The sequence below is a fragment of the Solibacillus sp. CAU 1738 genome (assembly GCF_039888725.1).
Lineage (GTDB): Bacteria > Bacillota > Bacilli > Bacillales_A > Planococcaceae > Metasolibacillus.
This window is the reverse complement of record NZ_JBDQQN010000001.1, coordinates 951607-969186: the sequence shown is the minus strand read 5'-3', so window position 1 is coordinate 969186 and position 17580 is coordinate 951607. Positions and strand designations below refer to the sequence as shown.

At 33.5% G+C, this 17580-nt stretch carries 15 protein-coding genes and 2 pseudogenes; 4 read left to right on the top strand and 13 right to left on the bottom strand.

The window, feature by feature from the left end; genetic code table 11:
* Positions 1-45 precede the first annotated feature (45 nt).
* Entirely contained in the window at positions 46-2040 is a 1995-nt protein-coding gene (locus AAFN87_RS04845; RefSeq protein ID WP_347789888.1) for a hypothetical protein, read from the top strand.
* A gap of 314 nt (positions 2041-2354) precedes the next feature.
* Here AAFN87_RS04845 and AAFN87_RS04840 read toward each other — a convergent pair whose 3' ends face one another.
* The 5 genes from AAFN87_RS04840 to AAFN87_RS04820 form a co-directional block, all read right to left on the bottom strand.
* Positions 2355-3476: an AAA family ATPase gene (locus AAFN87_RS04840; protein ID WP_347789887.1), complete on the bottom strand. Its 1122-nt coding sequence runs from the start codon at positions 3474-3476 to the stop codon at positions 2355-2357.
* Complete coding sequence (locus AAFN87_RS04835) at positions 3476-4642, bottom strand: hypothetical protein (RefSeq protein WP_347789886.1); 1167 nt, start codon at positions 4640-4642, stop codon at positions 3476-3478. Before AAFN87_RS04835 ends, AAFN87_RS04840 begins: the two co-directional genes overlap by 1 nt.
* 11 nt (positions 4643-4653) lie before the next feature.
* Positions 4654-6300, bottom strand: coding sequence for an AI-2E family transporter (locus AAFN87_RS04830; protein WP_347789885.1), 1647 nt, complete (start codon positions 6298-6300; stop codon positions 4654-4656).
* Positions 6301-6961: 661 nt separating this feature from the next.
* The gene (locus AAFN87_RS04825; RefSeq protein ID WP_347789884.1) at positions 6962-8233 is read right to left on the bottom strand and encodes a sensor histidine kinase; all 1272 of its coding nucleotides are present in this window, start codon (positions 8231-8233) and stop codon (positions 6962-6964) included.
* On the bottom strand, positions 8227-8910 hold the full coding sequence (locus AAFN87_RS04820; RefSeq protein WP_347789883.1) for a response regulator transcription factor: 684 nt from the start codon (positions 8908-8910) through the stop codon (positions 8227-8229). The genes AAFN87_RS04825 and AAFN87_RS04820 overlap by 7 nt, the downstream gene beginning before the upstream one ends.
* Positions 8911-9069: 159 nt before the next feature.
* Here AAFN87_RS04820 and AAFN87_RS04815 point away from each other — a divergent pair, with 159 nt between their 5' ends.
* Entirely contained in the window at positions 9070-10365 is a 1296-nt protein-coding gene (locus tag AAFN87_RS04815; protein WP_347789882.1) for a VanZ family protein, read from the top strand.
* Between the two features lie 236 nt (positions 10366-10601).
* On the opposite strand, the gene AAFN87_RS04810 is transcribed toward AAFN87_RS04815, so the two are convergent.
* The 3 genes from AAFN87_RS04810 to AAFN87_RS04800 form a co-directional block, all read right to left on the bottom strand.
* Complete coding sequence (locus AAFN87_RS04810; RefSeq protein ID WP_347789881.1) at positions 10602-11243, bottom strand: LLM class flavin-dependent oxidoreductase; 642 nt, start codon at positions 11241-11243, stop codon at positions 10602-10604.
* 15 nt (positions 11244-11258) lie between these two features.
* Complete coding sequence (locus AAFN87_RS04805) at positions 11259-11603, bottom strand: DoxX family protein (protein ID WP_347789880.1); 345 nt, start codon at positions 11601-11603, stop codon at positions 11259-11261.
* 75 nt (positions 11604-11678) lie between these two features.
* Positions 11679-11837 carry a hypothetical protein gene (locus tag AAFN87_RS04800; RefSeq protein WP_347789879.1) on the bottom strand — a complete coding sequence of 53 codons (159 nt, stop codon included), beginning with the start codon at positions 11835-11837 and terminating at the stop codon, positions 11679-11681.
* A 15-nt stretch (positions 11838-11852) separates the two neighbouring features.
* Here AAFN87_RS04800 and AAFN87_RS04795 point away from each other — a divergent pair.
* A pseudogene (locus AAFN87_RS04795) lies at positions 11853-12224 on the top strand (transposase); the annotation flags it as partial.
* Between the two features lie 158 nt (positions 12225-12382).
* Here the strand turns inward: AAFN87_RS04795 and AAFN87_RS04790 are convergent.
* The 3 genes from AAFN87_RS04790 to AAFN87_RS04780 form a co-directional block, all read right to left on the bottom strand.
* Positions 12383-12769 (bottom strand): hypothetical protein, encoded by a 387-nt coding sequence (locus AAFN87_RS04790; protein ID WP_347789878.1) that lies wholly within the window; start codon positions 12767-12769, stop codon positions 12383-12385.
* Positions 12770-13065: 296 nt separating this feature from the next.
* A complete protein-coding gene (locus AAFN87_RS04785) occupies positions 13066-14088 on the bottom strand; it encodes a serine hydrolase (protein WP_347789877.1) in 1023 nt (340 codons plus the stop codon).
* A gap of 394 nt (positions 14089-14482) precedes the next feature.
* The gene (locus AAFN87_RS04780; protein WP_347789876.1) at positions 14483-15202 is read right to left on the bottom strand and encodes a YqeB family protein; all 720 of its coding nucleotides are present in this window, start codon (positions 15200-15202) and stop codon (positions 14483-14485) included.
* A 495-nt stretch (positions 15203-15697) separates the two neighbouring features.
* On the opposite strand from AAFN87_RS04780, the pseudogene AAFN87_RS04775 reads away from it, so the two are divergent.
* Positions 15698-15846: pseudogene (locus AAFN87_RS04775) on the top strand (integrase core domain-containing protein); the annotation flags it as partial.
* Positions 15847-16000: 154 nt separating this feature from the next.
* On the opposite strand, the gene AAFN87_RS04770 reads toward AAFN87_RS04775, so the two are convergent.
* Both AAFN87_RS04770 and AAFN87_RS04765 read right to left on the bottom strand, forming a co-directional pair.
* Complete coding sequence (locus AAFN87_RS04770) at positions 16001-16681, bottom strand: 4'-phosphopantetheinyl transferase family protein (RefSeq protein ID WP_347789875.1); 681 nt, start codon at positions 16679-16681, stop codon at positions 16001-16003.
* A gap of 89 nt (positions 16682-16770) precedes the next feature.
* Positions 16771-17580, bottom strand: coding sequence for an ABC transporter ATP-binding protein (locus AAFN87_RS04765; RefSeq protein WP_347789874.1), 810 nt, complete (start codon positions 17578-17580; stop codon positions 16771-16773).

Sequence of the window (17580 nt, the reverse complement as noted above, 5' to 3'; positions counted from 1 at the left end):
CAAAAGTTGTATAATTTAATTATATCTCATTTAAGGAGTTTTACTATGTTAAAAAAAGAAATTATTGAGCAAATAGAATTAATCGAAAGAGATCACAAAATCAAACCTGATCCAAAACGCAGAGGAAAAATTACCCTGTTAATGCAAAAAATACATAAATTATATTCTCGCATACAAAATAATACTCATGCTGAAACGATTAATGCATTTCAAGGAAATTTATATACTTCCATTAATTTATTAATTAATACGATGGAACATCCTGAAGAAATTATAAATGCGTTAAGTAAAAAACGCTTTTTCACAATAAGACAGTATCCATTACTTCTGTTAGATTCCGTGACGGGGATTTTATTTCCTAAAAACACAAAGGACTTTTTATATTCATCGTTATCTTTAGCTGAACGTAACCGTGTACTAAAAGATTTCAAATTAGAAGATTTAAGCTCTTGGCAATTTCCTAGACGATCCGATTTAGATCAACTATTTAACACACAAATTGCTCGTTTTGGTGCAATAAAATTTGATCCTGATAAAACTACGCTTTTTGATTTCACAAAAATTTGGATTGAGGACACAGATGTTGACGCGATTTTTGATACGAATAGTTTAAATAAATATAGTTCTGATCTTACTGCTACTATTGCAATTAGTTTAAGGCTATTAAATAATTCATTAAAAAACAATGCAGACTCAGCATTGTTTTTACCGATTAGTAAACAATTTAAGCCTGATGGATATTTTATTGATGGTATATCTGAACATAAGCAGCGATTAGCTTTATTTATATATAACGCTAATTTAAACATAGACTTTTCAGTGCAAGCACATAATCAACTTTATGAGCTATTTTATGTAAACTATTTAAACTTACATCTACAGCTTGCAGACGAGGTGGAAGTATCATTACCAAGTAAGTCAGCTCATCATACGGTTACACTATTTGATGCAACCCAATTTAAAAGAAAATCTGTCACTTCATTAGTATCTTACTGTCCAGCTGCTCTTGAATTTTTACATGCAGCTGAAAACTATATAGTAGAAACAGAAAAAACGTTACAGCAATTACATGAAAACATCGCTGCCGCTTCAAAGGAATTACTCGAACAACAAAAGCATCCATTTTTACAAAGTAGTTTAGACGTATTAATAAATACTTTATCGATTCAAGGTGACCATCCACTTCAATTCATTAGCGACTCAAAACAAAATGTTGTTGCATTACATCAGCAACTTAAAAATGCTAAAACGTATACGGATTTAATAATATTGGAGAAGCAGCAAAAAGTTAGCTATTCATTATTAGTTGAATTTAGTGAAAAACTGATCCATACATATTTCGAACAAATAACCTATTTAGGTGCCAATACTGAAGTCATTCAACAGCTAACGGATTGGTATAAAAATTCTATTCAAGCAATCCAACAGCAACCATTAGACGAGATAAAGTCAGCATGGCAAGCTGAAGCAATTGATGCTGAAGAATACGAGCAATGGCTTACAGAAATGGACGCGATTTTACTGTCTAAGTATGAATTATTCATACCGATTTTGAACGATCTTTTAGCCAATAACATCTCATTTGCCACATTTGAGCAATTTAATACAAATATACAAAGTTATATTTACGACATTTATCAATTATTTAAAAAGCAGCGTGTCGAGGCTCACCAAAAATTTGCGTTCCAATTAGGTGGAGATTTACAAGAAAAGCTCGAAGTTCAAACGTTATTATATAAACTCGTATCACCGTTAATAACGAGCATCCATGATTATATGAAGGGGTGTTCTACAGAGGAACAACAAAGCATTGCAGCTTATTTACAGCTGATCATTGAAGTACCAATAAACCAGTTAGATAACTTGGTAGCCGATTTTACATTTGTCCAGGACATCCTTGAGGATTTCCATTTATTAAAGCAGTCACAACTCGCTAACTTTACAGCAGATACAGAGCACTTCATCGAGCAACAACAGCAACGTGACGCCCGTTACAACGCACTGATGTACAAAATGCGTAAACAGCTAATGAAGCAATAGATGTAGTGATTAGCTTGACGTTGACGGCTAATTGCTCGTCCTGATTGAATTTATTGGTCATAGTGCGATACATAGACCCCTTTTTTTCAGTTCTTTGGCAATTCGACGATAAAGGCAAAATTAAAGTACCTAAGCTCGGTAAACCCCCCGTAAAAATTAGATGAGTGTCTAACTTTTACGGGGCAGTTCATGAAAACGTTTGTGTTTTTCATTTTTTATTTTTCTAGAAGCTAAAGTTTTAGCAATCTTTTTCTCTTGCAAAGTTTAATCGACGCACCTTCTAATGCACTATAACTAATAAGGAATTGAAATATTTAATTCGAAATTGTAGCATTCAAATATACAACGACATCTTCTTCTGTAATTAACATCAATGTTTCCTTCGTAATTTGTTCTACGCCTTTTTGTAATATTCTTTTTGATTGGTTTAATGTAATGTCATCAAAAAGATTCCGAACGTAACGCCCATTTGCGAACTGTTCATCTTTTTCTTTTAATTGACTTGATAAGACTTCTTTCACCTTTTCGAGGGCGTGTTTTTCAGCAATATAATCATTCTTTTCACATGTATATTGGAAAATTTGAAGAAGCTCTTCAAGCGTATAATCATTAAAATGGATAAAAGTATTAAAGCGGGACTTTAACCCAGGATTCGATTGAAAAAATTGATCCATTAAATCGGGATAACCAGTAACAATGACAACTAAATCATCTCGATAATCTTCAAGGGCTTTCGTTAATTCCGTTAAACATTCTTTGCCATAACTATCGCTATTTTCATTTTCCGTAATGCTATAGGCTTCATCGATAAAAAGAACGCCCCCCTTTGCACGCTGAATTAATCGTTTCACTTTAATAGCGGTTTGGCCTTGATATTCAGCAATTAAATCGGTACGGCTCGCTTCGATAAAATGACCTTTGCTCAATAAGCCAATTTGTTTATACATTTTGCCGATAATGCGAGCAACTGTCGTTTTCGCAGTACCTGGATTCCCTAAAAAGGCCATGTGCAACGTTTTATTTGAGCGTTTCAGTCCTTTTTTTTCCCTTAAATATTGGATTTTATTGTAATCCATTAAATCGTGAACTTGCTGCTTCACGTTTTCTAACCCAATAAGTTCATATAGTTGTGTGAGTAGTTGCTCTAATGAAAAATTGGATATACTTTTAAAATTTTCGTATATCTCATCCACATGGGAAGATCCTAAATATTTGTAAAGCAATTCAATAATTTGTTCTTGCTTTAAACCAATTTTGGCTAACGATTGATTTTGATGCAGTACGCCAATTTTTTTAACTAACATTAAAATCGCTCGCTCATTTTTATCAGCAGTTATTTCCATAATTAATTTTTCGAAATCAGATTGTTCCCGGACTAATTGATCAATTTTCTTCCCAACTTTTTGCAGTTGAAGCTGATAATTCTCAGAAATCATTACAACACCCCGCTAATTAGGAAAATAATGAGGATCAATAAAATACCTAGGCCCGAATAAGAAATGATTTTTGTCATTTTTAATTTATTTGAGAGATTTCCGACTAATTGATTTAGGTCTGCAATTTCCTTTTCGTGCTTCGAAAACTCTTTTTCAAAATATACCGTCATATTTTTGTTTTCGTCCTCGATTTTATTATGTAATGTCTCTATATCTTGTTCCCCTTGATTTTTAAATGCTTGAAATTCCGCTACAATCGTCGCAATACTTTCCCCAAATTTCTGTACATGGCTACCCATTGTCGTATTCAACTTTTCGAAATCGACGGCAATATCTTCCTTATAGTTGTTAAAGCTTTGCTTATGATCTGCGAATTCTCTCATTAAAAGGTTAGTCGTCGTCACGCTTTTCACACTAGTAGTTTGCAGTTGCATTAAAAGACTTTCTTGCTCAGCGACTTTATCTTCGACCGATTGGATTTGTACTTGGATTGAAGTTTTTAGCTCTTCTAAGTTCTTTTTATAAAGGGCAACGATTACTTGAAGCTCGTTTGTGTCTTCTGATAATGTCGTTAATTGCTGTTGGTGCGTATTCACTGTCGCATCGATACCATTTAAGCCCATTTGTAAATGAGATAAGGTATCGAACATGGCATCGATATTTTTTAAATGTTTTAGCGTTTCTAATTCTTGCTTAAATTTTTTCAGGCTATTAATAACCAGTCTTTGCTGGCCTACTAATAAATCAATGTTCGTTTGATTTTTTTGAATTTCTACATTGCTTTTTTGAATTTCATTGATGCCATATACTGCCTTACGATTTGCTTCTTCCGCTGCTTTGACAGATGCGACAATTTTTAAAATGTATTCTTTATTTAAAAGCGAAAAGGTTTCATATACATTTTTAAATTCTTGAATCGTTCTTAATAACACTTTATTTTGGTGAATCATTTTATCTTGGATTTTTTCGGTTAAGTCATTGATATCACTAACTTTAATATCTTGTTTAAACCATTTAAACAATCCTTCTGCTTCTTTGAAAGTTGGTAGACTTGATTGTTCCGGTATATTCTCACTAAATTCTTTTAGTTCGTTAATTTTTTTAATAAAACGTTCCGGGTTAACCGATAATGCTGTTGTTTGTTCTTCTCTGTTGAAAATCGTCATTTGTGTTCTCCTTATAGTAAATCTTCAAGCTCTTTTTGAAGTTTTAATAATCTCGCTTGTGTTTCGTCTATTACTGGTCGTTGTTCTGCTACATCGGTTACGTCTTTTTTAAAAATATTATGAAGGGATTGTTCAATCATATTATTTGCGTAAGCATTCGTTTCAAAAATGTCCTTCATCGCATTTTCTTTTACCCTCGTAGCGTTCTCTTCCGCAACAGCAAATTGGACATTCTGAATATTTAAAATTTGATTATTTTGATCAATGACCGCTTGTGTTTGTTGTGCATCTAATTTTTTCGAAATAAATCTATCGATTAAATTCAAAATGATTGCGCCCATGACACCGGATATTAAGCTTGCTAAAAATAATCCAATGATATTGGCTAACGTGCCCATTAATGGAATGGGGGTTTGAAAGCCTGGGACAGTTAATAAAAATTTCTCAAACACTTCGCTTAAAAATATTGCGCTACCACCTGCTAATGCAGCTGTAATAATTTTGCCGACGTGCGCTACTTTGACAGATAGCAGTTTATTGCGATTATTTTTATCTCGCAAATAATGAATGGCTTCCATTAAAGAGGAAACCCCTTGTTTAATCAAACTCGCCAATTTTTTAAACATACTGACAATTGGTCCGAAAATTTCTGAAATAATCGTACTAATGAAGGTAGAAGTACCAGTTTTTAAAAAGCTTGTAATTTTAGAGAAGAAGGATTTTAACGATTGCTTCATTTCTTCTAAAAAAGATTTGAAAGATTTCGATTTTAGCTTTAAAAATCGAATTAACCCATTCATGATGTCTTTCGAAAGCGCAAATAAAGCCGAAACGGCCATTGTTTTTAGTGCATCTTTCCCAGCCTTTTTCCCAGCTTCTTTAGCGGCATTTTTTCGAATGTCTCGGTTAATTGCTTTGCGTGCTTCTTTGTCTGCTTGCTTCATCAATTCATCATCAGCAGCGAGCTTGTCGTTTAATCGTTTATTATTTTTTTCCTTTTTGGCACGTTTTTCTGCATCCGACAAGTTCGATTCATCAATCTTTTTATTGGCTCTTTCGTTTTGTTTAATAAGATCGGCTTCTCGTTCTTTCCGCTTTTCAATATATTCCTGATTACTTTTCGCACCTTTACTTTTGTTTAGTGATTCATTCGTTGGCTTTAAGTTTTCTTTTTTGTTTGCAAGCTCTGAAACACTCCTATTTGCTTGCTTTCTTCGTTGGTTTTCATAAAGTTCTTTTCGGGGAACAACATGATCTAAATTCGCCTTATCGTTCGCTTTCAAATCTTTACCGGTATAGGTATCTTTTAAGGTACCTACCTTTTGTTGATCAGCCATTTCTTTATTAGCTTCCCTATAGGCGGGGTCTTGCAAGACTGAATCTTTGATGTCACGGTAGGCTTCCGGATGCTCTCGATCATACTTTTGAATTAACGTCTCATTTGTAATATCTAACCCGATTTGATTGCCGAATTGTTTCCATACTTCGTCTAAAATGACTTTTCCTAAATTTTCAGGATTTTTCAATACTTCTTTGTCATTTTTAAGTAATTCTAAGTCTTTAAAGCTATCTTCTAATTGTTGGGCTAGTAGCTCCTCCGCTTCTTCCAAATTTAACACATCATCTTCTAATGCCATTAGATCGTTTTTATTAACCATTGGTTATGTAATCCTTTCCGAAATAAATATGTATGAAAACATATTTTCTAAAGCTTATAGCTAATGAATCGCTTTTTCACCAAATATTTCTTTTTTATGGGGTTTTAGACATTAAAGTCCCATCCATTATATCATCTAAAATTCAAAATGTTATGAAATGGTTTAAACGATAAGCCAAAGTTTTTCCTATAATGATAATACCTTTATATTTATTATTAAATTCGACCATAAAAATACAAACTCATATGATAGCACCTGTGCTTTTTTAATCTAATATTTCATAACTATCTCGGTTCCTTTGTCAGCTTGAGAATCTACCTCAGGTAAGGACCAAATTTCAGTCATTTTTTGCATAATACCATCGTTTTCGCTATATCCTTTTCTTGAAAAGTTGCCAAGCCAAAACTTGCAGTTAAACTGTTGCATTGCTGTTTGTTTCTAAAGAGTTGTTCATAATTTAATTGCCTTCTTCCGAGTATATTTGTCCAATACCTTACGTTTACTTCATTCGTGTTCTAAAATCACAAAATCTTCTATCTCGTTGTCGAGTACATTTCTAGGGATAAAATTAAACGATTTTATTATCGCTACACAGCTATCACCAACATGTTAGAAACTTTGCAGACGAAAAAGCCAACAGAATTTCTGTTAGCTTTTTAGTTTATTTGATAGGAAGTTCAACAATAAAAGTAGCCCCACCATTCAGGGTATCTTTTAAGGTTATTTTCCCTTTGTGTAATTTAATTATTTCAAGTGCAATGCTTAACCCTAATCCAACATGTTTTTTATTTGACCTAGATGGATCTGCTCGGTAAAAGCGATTAAAGATATTTTCTTTTGCTGATTCAGGTATACCTGGACCGTAATCTTCAACTTCAAATAAAATTGTATCTTTTTTAAGCAAGGAACGAATCGTAATTTCACTTTTTCTTGGCGAATAGCTAATGGCATTATCCAAAAGAATAGCAAGTACCTGTTCTATTCGTTCTTTATCAGCATGAAAAGATGGTAATTCACCTTCTGGTAAATCAAGTGTAAGTACTTGTTCTTTCTCATGACAACATGACAGATTTTTTTCATATGTTTCAATTAAAAATGTTTCAGTGTCAATGGGCTGTTTTTGGATTGTCCAATTATGTGAATCATTCGAGGCTAGGAATAGCATATCTTGTATTAATCGAGACATCCGCTCCGATTCATTCATAATACCATTTATATAGAAAGTTGTTCGTGAAGGATCGAATTTGATAGCAGAAGCATTTGCTTGAATAACAGCTAATGGAGATTTTAATTCATGCGACGCAGCTGCAATAAATTCTTTTTGTTTTTGAATATTGATGTCAACAGAAATTAAAGCTTTCTTCACTAGGATTTTACTTAGAAGAAATAGAAGCACTAAGCCAATCACTTCAATAAATACATAGTAAAGTACTGTTTCCATCGATATTATTTTAGATAAATCTAAGTAATAAAGTATGTAGATTTCCTCTTTTGTGTTCGGGAGTGTCAAACGGGTTCCATAATATGAATCATGCTTATCCCCTTCTATCTTGACAATAGAATTTAGATCTACTAAATCTCCAGAGAAGTTTGCGATCATCGAAATTTTACTTAGCTCATTTTTTAAAGTTTTGAATAAAGTTTCTCTATTTGTTTTGGGTGTCAGTGGCCCTTTATTAGATGAGTCTAATTCTTGTAAATCAATCATTATATGCATTTGATTTTCGATTTCTGATAACTGTGAATGCGTTATATCCTTACTGTTTTGTGTCAAATAAGTTAATGTCGAAATAGTATTTTGAAATAAGTTTTTCTCAATTGTAATCGCTTGGTTAATGGAAGAATTGACAAGCAAACATATTACTAATGTCAGAATCATTCCAGTAGAAACAGTGTATAAAAGAATGAGGTTTCTTTTTGCCTTTTTCAGCATGATTCAGATTCCTTTATTTGATAGCCAACACCGTAAATCGTTTTTATAATTGCATCGCTGCCTACATTTTTTAATCTTCTTCTTAAAAAATGTATATAGTTATCAAGATTCCCCATTTCTACGGTCGTATCAGCCCCCCATACATGGGCTAGTATGCGATCCCGCGAAACAGGGATATTTTTATTTTTGATGAGAAAAGCTAGCAACTCTATTTCTCGTTTTGATAGAGAGAGTTTCTTATCATTACAAACCAACAGTTTATTCGTAGTATCTACTGTAATGTTTGAGAAAGTGAGTATTTCAATATTTTCAATGTTAGCGGGACGTCTAACAAGCGCACGAATTCGAGCAAATAATTCTTCCATAGCAAATGGTTTTATCAAGTAATCGTCTGCTCCAGCATCTAACCCCTCTATTCGATTGTTAATTTCACTCATGGCAGTCACCATAATAATAGGTGTATTGATTTGTTTGTTTCGAAGAACTTGCGTGATACTTAACCCATCAATAATTGGAAGCATGCGATCCAAAATAATTAAATCGTAGTCCGATTTAAGAGCGTAATGAAGTGCATCTTCTCCATTATGATAGCGGTCCACATAATATCCTTGGTTCAATAATTGTAAATAAATCGTTTGGCATAAATCGATATCATCTTCTATAAGTAATATGCGCATAAAAACTTCCCTTATATGTTTAGAATCTCAAAAATAGTATATCAATGAATCCTCTAAAAATCCTTTATTTTTCATATGAAAGTTTCCAGTATCTTTAGAGATTTCATCAATAGAATAAATACTATCAAGTGAACATATAGAGAAAGTGTGGGTTTTAACATGCAAAAGAAGCTAGTTTCAGGATTATTGTATATCATTTTCGTGATATATATTGTTTGTTTACTGAAGATCATATTATTTAAAAATATCTCTTTGCTTCAATTATTTACTGTAGAGTTAAGTACGTTTCGTTCGTATAATGTCATTCCATTTCAAATCTTTGCTGATTTTAAAACGGTATTACAATCCGATAATTGGTTATGGGGCGTATCAAATATTTTAGGAAATGTCGTTATTTTTATTCCTTTAGGATTATTACTGCCTAGCCTCTTTGAGAAAATGAGAAATCGATATATTTTGGTAATCATCACAGTGATTAGCATAAGTGTGCTTTTGGAAGCTTCTCAATATGCATTTTCACTAGGTAGCGCTGACATAGATGATGTATTATTGAATACTGCTGGTGGAGGATTAGGTATCTTCTTCTATTTTTTAATAGCACGTATGACGAAACAACACACATTTATCATTCAATGTGTTGTTTTAATTTTCGTAATGCTTATGAGTGTCCCTTCTTATTACGTAGCAAAGATTCAGTTTGGAAGTTTACTAGGGTTAACGAATCGTACAACGCATTTTATAGGGAATGAAAATATACCCACTCGTGAGGCGGATGGACAAGGGTCACTTGTTAGAATAGATCCATTAAGTATCGAGTATTACCAGGGTTTTCTTTCTGATAATGAAATGATTAATGGCTCGCTAGAAAAAAATACAGTTACAATAAATGGTGACACTAAAATATTTGTCCAAACATTTGAAACGGATAAAACAAAAGACGTTATTAAATATACAGAAATAAAAAAAAGTGAATTTGAGAAAATAAAGCAAAATACTAATATTAGGCTATGGTTACAACAAGATCAACAAACAGCAGATGTTATTGTCATATGGGAGTCATTTGTTGTAGATGGTGATTCTTCAATCTTACAAGAAACTGTAAAATTAGAACAAAAAGAGGCACCTAAAAAAAATGCTCCCAAAGTAGAAATTGAAGGGATTATCTTAAACATAAACGGACAAGACTTAACTATAAATCTTTCGACAACACAAGAATTAGAAGATGGAAGTACCGTAGCATTTGTTGGTTTAGGTAAGAATATTGTCAAATACCATGTAAAACTAAATGATAACACGAATTATATAAAGCGAACGAGTACAGATATGGGAAAAACCTATACAGATGCAAAAGCCACTAAAGAGGATTTAGCGATAGACCAATCACTCCATATTACGGGCGTAAAACAAGGTGAAGAGTTTATTGCTACATCAATTATTATTTATGAGTTTAAATAATAATTGATAGACGTCATTATATAGATTCACATCTGGTTTGAAAGATATCTTCGACGAAAATTTTTATACACAAATATTAACTCTAAATGAGCAAATATCATTCAAATAATTACCATCAAACTAAATCATAATGCAGAATCCACTCTTTTGGTGAAACTTCAACAAAAATACATTTAATTCTGTTTTTAGAGAGCAAAGAAAAAACGAATTTCTCAATGGAAATTCGTTATTAATCGTTATACTAACTTCAAACAACCCACGGCTTCACAATGCCATGAGTGCTGAGCGTGATTTAGCCCGAGCTTCCCAGCACGAATTGCACTTCCTGGTGTTCCGCCCACGCCAATCCACATCAGAATTTTTGATTGTACTGGACGAGGGGCAATTTGAGCATTGAGTAAAGGCGAACGAAATTCTCCTTGCCAATTCAAGATCTCATTTTCTTGTAACTGCATAAAGAGTTTAATTTTTTCTTCAAATAATCTATCGTAATCATCAAGGCTTTCACCAAATAGTTCAAAGCTTTCTAAATACAATCCACGTCCCATAATAATTTCCGTGCGTCCACCGCTTAATAAATCAAGTGTCGCAAAATCTTCGTAGACACGTACTGGATCAGCTGTACTAATAACAGATAGTGTACTTGTCAGTTTTATGTTTTTTATTTCCCGTGCAATGGCTGCAAGTATCATCGCAAAGCTGGACGTGACAAAATCTAAATTGTGATGTTCACAAACTCCAAACACATTAAGCCCAGCTTCATCCGCCCATTTGGCCATTTGAATGATATTTTCAATTCGTTCTTGTGCAGAGAGGACGTTGCCATGTGCATCTGGAAATCGTTCCCCTAATGAATAAACCCCAAATTCGAAGTTCATCGTATTCACCTTCTTTTATAGTAGGATAATTAATAAAATAAGTGCTAAAACACCAAGTATTAATATTGTTGCTGTTTCTTTCATTGTGTCTTTTATACGAACATGTGTAATGACGCCGCCAATTCCCACTGCTACTAAAATAGCTGCTCCGATTAAGGCTGCTGTTTCATTCCAAAAACCGACGATTAATAAAATGGCTGCTCCTAATTCAATCACACCTGTTACAACACGAAACCATTGTGGGTAGCCCCATTTGTTAAAGCCCTCAATGTGCATTTTTGAACCGAGTGTTTTTCCTGTACCTGCTATTAAAAACATTACTGCCAGTCCCCCTTGTAAAATCCAAGCTAAAATCGTCATGCAAATTCCCCCTTATTCGTTAAAGACAATCGGCATTTTGCCAATCCATTCTGATTTACGAATTCCATCATACATTCACAGGGCTACGTTTTTTCTTGAAACGCTAAAACGCCCCTTTGTATCACCAAGCAAAACCGCATAACCTTTGCCATCACTTTTGACTTTAGCGTTCACGATACGTACAACCGTCCAATCAGCACTACTTTGATGAATCAATGTTTCGATCGCTTTCATTTCGGCAAAGCCAGTTTGGGACATTCAAATAATAATGAACTAGTCTTTAAGACGATAAGACCGGCTATTCGAGCATTAAAAGATGATGAATTCCCGCTTTTACATAGCGATCGTGGTTATCAATATACATCCAAAGAATTTAAGCGAATCCTGGACAAAGCAGATATAACACACAGTATGTCGAGAGTAGGTCGCTGTATCGATAATGGACCGATTGAAGCATTTTGGGGAACGTTAAAAGTAGAGAAGTATTATTTACATAAATATGAGTCGTATGAATCGTTAAAGCACGCCATTGATAAGTACATAGAGTTCTACAATAAAGAACGTTACCAAGAAACATTAAACGGCTTGAGCCCCCTTGAATACAGGTCCCAAGCCGCTTAAAGCATTTTTATTATTTCCACTGTCTACTTGACAGGGAGCAGTTCATTTCTCAACATTCGTGGCTTTTAAGTGTGTTTCCAAACTTTGATTTGGGAACGTTATTTAATTTATATCATATTCAAATGAAGATATGCGTAGTGCTTGCATTTACCTTGTTGTTAACGTACAGCCTTTACTATTTTTAGTGTTTTCAAAAATGCTATACATAAAGCAAGTACAACTGTGTACAGAAACACACCAATCATAGAATAGATAGCGTTTAGCTCTGTACTAATTGGAGGATACCCACTGTGAGCATTAAAATGATATTCTGTATCGGCGTATGCTGACCAAACGCAAAATAGCGTAAAAGTTAGTAGAATAATGGCAAGTATCGCTTTCTTATGAAAAATAATTCCAATAAAATTCTCCTTAAAAATTTGAGTGAACTTTATCTGACCTTTTTGCTGATTTATTACGTTCATTCCACTTCGAAATGGAAGCAAAAAAAACGTAATCAGTCCACTATAAACTATAAGAATTACTATGATTTCTGAATACCCCATTATACCCCCCCATTTATTTCCTTTCCCTTTAAGACTTCCTAGCAAAGAAATAAGTTTCATATTATTGGAAAGTTCCTTTATTTAAGCATTAGTTGAAATATAAAAAGTCCCCAAAGCGGTGTTTGGTAACTTTAAGCACTTAGCTTAACGTTGTAAATCAGCATAAGTCTGACTAGACTCCTATTACTTTAATTCATATTTGTATGTTACATGCATCCCTAATCGACATAACATCCGTTTATGATTCTTCAGCTAAAGCGCCCATTTGTTATTTTTCTTCAATAGCCTGTAAAAACCTATGAAGATATCTTTTCCTGTACCTTCTTCCAATAATCAGGCTCATCGAAGATTTTATCGAGAAAGTAGTCATAGCTCCCCTGAAGGTCATATAATTGTAGTAACGACATGTCCTCTGCAAGCATAATAAGCTCATAGGTGTTGCCTTCATGATCTTCGGCATACAAGGCTTGGGTCAGTACAGATGTAGTTGACCCTCCTTTCCCACCAAAATGAACAAATCGCTCCTTAGTACTCGATTTTTCCATAGGCCACTCTAGTAAGTCGCGTAGATATTTTTCCTTATCGTCAGAGAATGTATCGTCTTCGTTGATCATTACCAGTAATTTGTAGTAATCGTTGGCTGTTGCACGAGGAAGACGGTCAGACCACACTCTTTCTATCGTAGGCGACTCATCAGAGTTTAAGCCAGAAAGCTGGAGCCCACCGGATTGGATTTCTTGATTTATTTTTAGCGTTATTTCCCTATACTCTTTGTTTGATAAATCGCGTAACAACGATTCCAGTTCGTTTTCATCCATATCTTCATTCTTCAATTGGTTTGGGACAAGCAAAGAACTAACAATTGGATATAAGGGCTCGTGTCCTTCAAGTCCCAACTTTTTAATCCGCTCGTTAACTAGATCTACGCCAAGAACATTCAGAAGATAATCCGTATTTGCGTTAGAACTAAACCGAATCATTCCTTTAGCAATATCATGGAGGGTGACTTGACCTCCATCAATCCGATTATCTTCCTTCATTTTTTCCAGCCAAGCAGAATGTGCACCACCATCAGTGTTTTTTAAATAAAAACGGTTTGGTTCATCCAAAGAAACCTTTTGTTGTGGATCAATTTTGCCTGCTGCTGCTTGTTCAGCATATTCAACTGCAATGATAATTTTCATAGTACTTGCGAGTGGCCGGCGCTTATCGGCTTGATAGGAAATAAGTGTTTCTCCGTTCTTTGCTAAGATGAAAGAGCTACTTTCTGGATGTTTAGCAAGATGGTTTATTACATAACCAGGATTTGGTGCAAACAAATAATAAATGCCTCCGCCGACTACTACCACAACGCATACTAAAATCTTTAAACCTTTCCTTGTATACCACTTAACGTTTAGAAAAAAAGTTGCCAACAACGCGACAATTATCGCGTAAAGAGGTGGTACAAAAAAACATATATCGCCCCGATCAAAGCAATTACAACAACGAATGTAAGTACTAATTTAATTATAGCCGTTTGTGTCCTTGATTCCTTTTTCAATAAAGGTCTTGATGCAAAGAACATAATCCCTGCAACAACTATACCTGTAATGAGATTCACGAGCCATCCCCCAATTTCGTTAAAAGTCTATTTCATTTCGCTTTCATTGACCGTATTCAGTTTGTGTACTTTATAAATCCTTGTTTCATTATGTAACAATTAGAAATCTTTTATAGATTAGGTGTAACAAACCTCCAATATTGCTTTGTATCATCATCTTTTACTATTACCCCTAGTATGGATAATTCATCACTAATATCTATTATTTCGTCTTTCTCTTTGTTCTTTATAGCAAGTGCTCTTGCTTTCATCAATGCATTTGCAGCGGTTGATAACTCTTCTGTGCTCGCTGACCATAACTTAAAAAAAGTTTTATATGGATCAATTAAACTGAATGGATAACTATAATTTCTAAATGCATTTTTCAAAGTTTCTTTTCTTAGATAATAACATTCACGTAGTAGTTCGTGACCAGAGGTGCCCACTATTACTAGTTCATCTTCGTCATAATAAATTTCTTGTATTTCGTCTCGAATGAAAGTAAGACTCTCTAAGTCGTTATCAATTACTATGCTGTAATTTGAAATTGATACTGTTGGACTCTTTCTCAACAATATTATTACTAAAAAAAATCCAATAACTAGCCAGATAATTATAAATACTAAAGTAGCCCATTCGCCAAATGTGGAATTTAAAAAATCCGTAATTTTAGTTATGAGTGAAATCCACTTATGATTAGAAAATCTCTCAATACTATTTACCCAAGATAGTATATTTGAAAAAAAATACCCCACCACTACCCCAATTACTGAAAAACCTATAATCCAAAGAAATATCTCAATGCGACCTATACTAATTATGGTGTTATTATAATTTGAGTCATTATGCATTCTATCCCTCCTTTTAACATTTACGTTTAAATATTAAAAAGGTTTCAATCTAACAATCTGGCCCTATTGTTGAAAAAGGCACAATTCATCTTCAAGAATTGCGCCCGATTGTTGATCATCATATTTTTGTCTATTCATACTAAGAATTAGAATCATTCACCCCTAAATTTTTACAACATTAATATTATTTTAGGTGTAGACTATGTTTCCGTATACCATATGTGTAGAGTGTATGTGGCAACACATGGGTGCTGGTGGGTCTAGGTAATTGGCTAGGTCCTACCATAGTAGAACCTAGCCTTTTTATTTATCTTCAAACAGTTTTTTCTTCAACTAAAGCGCCTGATAGTTTAAGTACACCATTTCACATACTTAACTAGAGTTGTATCATACTTAAGATATTTCAGTTATTAGTTATTTGATTATAATTTGTAATCAATAACTATTTCCGTTAAGTATTTGTGGAAAAATTTCATAATATAATGGGAAGCATGAAGAGGAATTTGTTTGGACAATGCCCCATGGAATCATTCTTCGGGCATCTAAAAGACGATGTAGATAATAAAAAAGCAGAAAGTCTAATAGAACTTAAGCAGTTAATTCATGATTATATGAATCATTACAATAATACAAGAAAGCAATGAACGTTAAAAAAGATGACACCGGCAGCCTACCGAAGTCATCTAATTGCCGCATAGTAGCGAAACATTCCTTATTATTAAATTGTCTACTTTATAGGGCGCAGTTCAATGACTAGGACAACCCGTTTTTAATATTAATGGGTAGTTATTTTTTAATTTACCATATATCAATATGATCAAAAGAAACAATGGAAATTGGTTCTTCCGAAAACTTCTTGGAGCACAAGGCAACTATATGAAAATCATCTAGATTGAACACTTGAAAGCTATATTTCTTTGACAGTTGGTTACTTTCAAACATTTGTATTGCTTGAGATTGAATGCAAAACGAAAAAGAATTAAGTGGAATAGACAATCCTTTTCCTTCAGCTTTCACATAACTTTCTTTCAATGTCCAAAGTTTATAAAAATACTGTATTTGTTTGTCTTTTGGTTGGCTTAAAATATCCTTATACTCCCTGCTTGTAAAATAGGCTTTTGCAATGCCCATATCAATCGTAGTTATTTGTTCTACGTCTATTCCAATAGGAGCATCACTCACTACACATACAACCCAGTCACCTGAGTGTGCCAAATTAAAATGAATTTGGTCAAAATTTTTAAGATTAGGCTTACCATATTGATTATTAGTGAATTGAATCTGGTCATGTGTAATTCCAAAGTTCTTCTTTAAAGAATGGCGTAGTAGAACTTCTGCCAATATAGAGCGCTTTTTATCTTCATCAAAGTGGAATTTGCTTACTTTTTCTTTTCTTTCAGAAGAAATCATTAGCTCAAATTGTTGGAATACATCTAAATAAGCTTTTTCTGTTATGTTTATTGCATATTTATATATCATAATTGTACTCCGTAAAAAATTTAATTACTGCTGGTCTTTAGATTTCACCTTATATTATAATTCGCCAACAAGAAATACAAAAGTAATGATTACTTTGTCATCTTCTCTTCAGATACATCCTTGTTGTTATAAGAATCAGTATTTTCCACTATCCATTTCAAAATGCTTTCTTCTCTTTCCTTAATATTGTCAATCTGCGCATCATATTTACTCATTTTCTTTTGAGCTACAATTTTCCCATCTACCATATATAATATTTTCTCTGTTTTTGCCGCAACTTTTGCATCATGTGTCACCAGCATTACTGTTGTCCCTTTTTTATTTATTTCTGTTAAAAGCGACATAATCTCTGCAGCGGATTTAGAATCTAATGCTCCAGTCGGTTCATCTCCAAATATAATATCTGGATCATTTATTAATGCCCTACATATCGCGACTCTTTGTAGCTGTCCACCTGACGCCTGGTTAATGTTATTATTCCTAATCGTTCCAATCCCTACCGTTTCAAATAATTTTTTCGCTCTTTTATATACTTTATTTTTATCTGCATCTTTGGATACAAGAGCAGGAAACATAACATTATCAATTAATGAGAGGTTTTTTAAAAGATTTATATTTTGGAATATAAACCCCATATTATTTAATCGAATCCTCGCTAGATTTTCTTCTGTTAGTTTTCCAATTTCATTACCTTTAAATAGTATATTGCCAGAGGAAATTCGATCCATACCACTTACATTATATAAGAGTGTTGATTTTCCACTGCCAGATGGCCCCATAACGGATACGAACTCACCTTCTTTAATTTCCAAATTTACATCCTTTAAAATATGCAGTTCATTATTTTTTCCTAACTCTACTATTTTGTTAATACTTGTCGCTTCCAAAATGTTATTCAT

What these genes read in the sequence shown, in the direction of transcription:
- AAFN87_RS04815 (WP_347789882.1), top strand. Translation starts at nt 9,070, where the DNA reads ATGCAAAAGAAGCTAGTTTCAGGATTATTGTATATCATTTTCGTGATA.
- AAFN87_RS04835 (WP_347789886.1), bottom strand. Translation starts at nt 4,642, where the DNA reads ATGACGATTTTCAACAGAGAAGAACAAACAACAGCATTATCGGTTAAC.
- AAFN87_RS04790 (WP_347789878.1), bottom strand. Translation starts at nt 12,769, where the DNA reads ATGGGGTATTCAGAAATCATAGTAATTCTTATAGTTTATAGTGGACTG.
- AAFN87_RS04765 (WP_347789874.1), bottom strand. Translation starts at nt 17,580, where the DNA reads ATGAATAACATTTTGGAAGCGACAAGTATTAACAAAATAGTAGAGTTA.
- AAFN87_RS04770 (WP_347789875.1), bottom strand. Translation starts at nt 16,681, where the DNA reads ATGATATATAAATATGCAATAAACATAACAGAAAAAGCTTATTTAGAT.
- AAFN87_RS04840 (WP_347789887.1), bottom strand. Translation starts at nt 3,476, where the DNA reads ATGATTTCTGAGAATTATCAGCTTCAACTGCAAAAAGTTGGGAAGAAA.
- AAFN87_RS04800 (WP_347789879.1), bottom strand. Translation starts at nt 11,837, where the DNA reads ATGAAAGCGATCGAAACATTGATTCATCAAAGTAGTGCTGATTGGACG.
- AAFN87_RS04830 (WP_347789885.1), bottom strand. Translation starts at nt 6,300, where the DNA reads ATGGTTAATAAAAACGATCTAATGGCATTAGAAGATGATGTGTTAAAT.
- AAFN87_RS04820 (WP_347789883.1), bottom strand. Translation starts at nt 8,910, where the DNA reads ATGCGCATATTACTTATAGAAGATGATATCGATTTATGCCAAACGATT.
- AAFN87_RS04825 (WP_347789884.1), bottom strand. Translation starts at nt 8,233, where the DNA reads ATGCTGAAAAAGGCAAAAAGAAACCTCATTCTTTTATACACTGTTTCT.
- AAFN87_RS04805 (WP_347789880.1), bottom strand. Translation starts at nt 11,603, where the DNA reads ATGACGATTTTAGCTTGGATTTTACAAGGGGGACTGGCAGTAATGTTT.
- AAFN87_RS04810 (WP_347789881.1), bottom strand. Translation starts at nt 11,243, where the DNA reads ATGAACTTCGAATTTGGGGTTTATTCATTAGGGGAACGATTTCCAGAT.
- AAFN87_RS04845 (WP_347789888.1), top strand. Translation starts at nt 46, where the DNA reads ATGTTAAAAAAAGAAATTATTGAGCAAATAGAATTAATCGAAAGAGAT.
- AAFN87_RS04780 (WP_347789876.1), bottom strand. Translation starts at nt 15,202, where the DNA reads ATGCATAATGACTCAAATTATAATAACACCATAATTAGTATAGGTCGC.